Raw genomic sequence first — 3,542 nt, forward strand, 5'->3', positions numbered from 1 at the left:
GTCGCCGACATTGTCGCCGACAATGTCGGCGACAATGTCGGCGACTGCGCGGGCATGGCCGCGGACCTTTTCGAGACCTATGCGGTGACCGTCGTCGCCACCATGGTTCTGGCCGCCATCTTCTTCGGCGGCACGGCGGCGCTGGGCGCGGCCATGCTCTATCCGCTCGCCATCTGCGGCGCCTGCATCCTGACCTCGATCGTCGGCACCTTCTTCGTCAAGCTCGGCTCCAACGGCTCGATCATGGGCGCGCTCTACAAGGGCCTGATCGTCACCGGCCTGCTGTCGATCGTCGGTCTTGCCGCCGCGACCTCCGCCACGGTCGGCTGGGGCGAGGTCGGCACCGTTGCCGGCATCGGCATCACCGGCAAGAACCTGTTCATCTGCGGCCTCATCGGTCTGCTGGTGACCGGTTTGATCGTGGTGATCACCGAATACTACACCGGCACCAACAAGCGTCCGGTGAATTCGATCGCCCAGGCGTCGGTGACCGGTCACGGCACTAATGTCATCCAGGGCCTCGCGGTCTCGCTGGAATCGACCGCGCTGCCGGCCATCGTCATCGTCGGCGGCATCATCGCGACCTACCAACTAGGTGGCCTGTTCGGCACGGCGATCGCCGTCACCACCATGCTTGGCCTTGCCGGCATGATCGTGGCGCTCGACGCCTTCGGCCCGGTCACAGACAATGCCGGCGGCATTGCCGAAATGGCCGGCCTGCCCAAGGAAGTGCGCCACTCCACCGACGCGCTCGACGCTGTCGGCAATACCACCAAGGCGGTGACCAAGGGCTATGCCATAGGTTCCGCTGGTCTCGGCGCGCTGGTGTTGTTCGCGGCCTACTCGAACGACCTCCGGTTCTTTGCCGCCAATGGCGACAAGTACCCCTACTTCCAGGGCATGGGCGACGTCTCCTTCGACCTCTCCAACCCCTATGTCGTCGCCGGCCTGATCTTCGGCGGCCTGATCCCCTATCTGTTCGGCGGCATCGCCATGACCGCCGTCGGTCGCGCCGCCGGCTCGATCGTCGAGGAAGTGCGCAAGCAGTTCCGCGAGGACAAGGGCATCATGGCCGGCACCTCGAAGCCGAACTATGCGCGCGCCGTCGACATCCTGACCAGGGCGGCGATCCGGGAGATGATCATCCCGTCGCTGCTGCCGGTGCTGGCGCCGCTCGTCGTCTATTTCGGCGTGCTGCTGATCTCGGGCTCGAAGGCCTCGGCCTTCGCCGCGCTCGGCGCCTCGCTGCTCGGCGTGATCGTCAACGGCCTCTTCGTCGCCATCTCGATGACCTCCGGCGGCGGCGCCTGGGACAACGCCAAGAAGTCGTTCGAGGACGGCTTCACCGACAAGGACGGCGTCAAACACCTGAAGGGTTCCGAGGCGCACAAGGCCTCGGTCACCGGCGACACCGTCGGCGACCCCTACAAGGACACCGCCGGCCCGGCCGTAAATCCGGCGATCAAGATCACCAACATCGTCGCGCTGCTTCTTCTCGCCGTGCTCGCGCACGGCTGATCGCGGCAGCTATTCCAGGATAAAGCCCGCGGGAGCGATCCCGCGGGCTTTTTTTTCACATGACACCATGCGTGCCGCCTTCCCGGCGGGCACTCAGTTGGCTTCGGGCCTTTCGGTGCCATGGCGATAGCGGGCCAGCAACGCGTCGATGTTCGGCTCTCGCTCGGGCATTGGCGGCAAGCCGCGTGTCTGGCGCAGCATGGCAATGAAGGCGCCTCGGCGATGCTGGCGGCGGAAGGAACGCGCCCGCGGATGTATGCCAAGCATCGCCAGGAGCCTGCGTTTAAGGTAGCGGGAACGCTTGAGGGGAGCAGGTTCCTCGGCGTTGCCAAGAATCCTGGCGCGCAAAGCGTCCGGCGAGCTCATCGCGTCCATCAGTTCTTCCTGCTCCTGCGCCGTATCACGCGCATAGCTGCCTTCGCGCTTGCCCGAATGCAGCATGAGCACGGTCAGATGCGGCATTGTCGCGATCACCGCACCCTTGCGCCAGGCACGGAACAGCCAGTCCTGGGAACTCTCGCAAACGCACTGGCTGGCCGGGCGCCATGGTCCAAGCCTTGGCAGCGACGTGCGCCGGATCATTTGCGCGGAGCCAAATCCGACCGTGGTGACTGGGTCATAGAAGCCGTCCCGCCCCATCCCGAGGATCATATGCCTGGAACCCTTGCTCGCGGCCGACTCGATGACCGCGCCGCGGGCGATCACTACATCGGCAGCGGTGGCGTCGATCCAGCCGCTCACGGATGCCAGATGGTCGGGAAACCAGAGGTCGTCATGATTCAAGATCGCAACAAAACGGCCGCGTGCTCTGGCAAAGCCGATATTGTTGGGCCCCGACTGTTCGCCGAAATTCACCGGAAGATCGATATAGGATATGCGGCCGTCGCCGAAAGCGGCGACCGTTGTCGCGGTGTCCGGCCGGCACGCGTCGCCGACGACGATGGCTTCCCAGTCCCGCAGGGTCTGGCCCATGAGGCTCTTCAGCGTCTGGCGCAGTACCGCGGGGCGGTTGTGCGTCGCGATGATGACCGAGACAAGCGGTTCGATCCGCCCTGTCGGCGGGCGCTGGCCGGCCTGTTCCACGCTATGCCAGCTTGTAGGGGATCTGTTCGGTATCGGGCGGTAGCCGCCAGTGATCGGGCGCGTCATAGGCGTAGGCCTTGTCGACCAGATTGAGCACCAAAGCAATGTCCGGTCCGAGCGCGACGACTCCGTGCCAGACGCCGGGCGGAATGACGACGATGGCAGGCCTGACCGCGCCGACGATCTTGTGCCAGACCGCGCCGAATGTCGGCGAGGCCTTGCGACCGTCGAACAGTGAGATGCGAACGCTGCCCACCGAGCAAAAAAGCCGGTCGGTTGTGACGCCATGGGCATGCCACCCCGTCACCGCGCCGGGATAAAGCGTGCGTTGAAACACCTGTCCGACTGGAAGCCCGTCCAGATCCCATTCCTCGCGAAAGACTTCAGTGAGGTAGCCGGTCGAAGTCGCGACAGGCCGGATTTCCTTGAGCGCGACGCCCTGGATTGTCGGCGCATCCCACGACGAGCCAGTCGGGTGTCGCGGTCTGCCGGTCTGGCGTGCCTGTCGCCATCCAGCCTTGCGGCACAGTACGATCGCTGTTGCTCATGACCGGTCCCCAATCCCGGCGAATTGATAGGGGGACGCCGGAACATAAGCAAGGGCGTCGGGCCGCACATACACAAAACCCGCCGGCGAGGTGGCGGGTTTTGATTGTTCCGCGGTTCGTCGATAGACTTAAGGCGTGCCGCTGCCGCCGCCGGGGATGCCGGGCGCCAGCTTGCTGGCGCCGTTGATGACCTGGGTGAGGAAGTTCTGGTCCTTGCCGCCGGTCGGTGTCGTCCTGGAGATGAAGTCGAAGATCTTGCCATCCTTGAGGCCGTAATTGGCGATCTGGGTCACGCGGCCGTCAGCGCCGAAATAGACCGCCAGCACATGCTGGTCGATGATGTGCGGGTTGTCGAAGGCGACGTAGCGCTTGCGCGTCTGCGAGATATAGTAG

General features: G+C 64.8%; 3 protein-coding genes and 1 pseudogene. 1 reads left to right on the plus strand and 3 read right to left on the minus strand.

Annotated features, from left to right (window positions below):
- On the plus strand, positions 1-1,518 hold a 1,518-nt coding region (locus EOA24_RS31195), incomplete at its 5' end, for a sodium/proton-translocating pyrophosphatase (RefSeq protein WP_127410449.1).
- Positions 1,519-1,611: 93 nt separating this feature from the next.
- On the opposite strand, the gene EOA24_RS31200 is transcribed toward EOA24_RS31195, so the two are convergent.
- From EOA24_RS31200 to EOA24_RS31210, 3 genes and pseudogenes are all read right to left on the minus strand, one after another.
- Complete coding sequence (locus tag EOA24_RS31200; protein WP_126082929.1) at positions 1,612-2,601, minus strand: glycosyltransferase family 2 protein; 990 nt, start codon at positions 2,599-2,601, stop codon at positions 1,612-1,614.
- Between the two features lies 1 nt (position 2,602).
- Positions 2,603-3,136, minus strand: coding sequence for a dTDP-4-dehydrorhamnose 3,5-epimerase family protein (locus EOA24_RS31205; protein ID WP_348633089.1), 534 nt, complete (start codon positions 3,134-3,136; stop codon positions 2,603-2,605).
- A 141-nt stretch (positions 3,137-3,277) separates the two neighbouring features.
- Positions 3,278-3,542: pseudogene (locus EOA24_RS31210) on the minus strand (outer membrane protein assembly factor BamE); the annotation flags it as partial.

The sequence above is a fragment of the Mesorhizobium sp. M2A.F.Ca.ET.039.01.1.1 genome, from assembly GCF_003998035.1.
Taxonomy (GTDB): Bacteria; Pseudomonadota; Alphaproteobacteria; order Rhizobiales; family Rhizobiaceae; genus Mesorhizobium.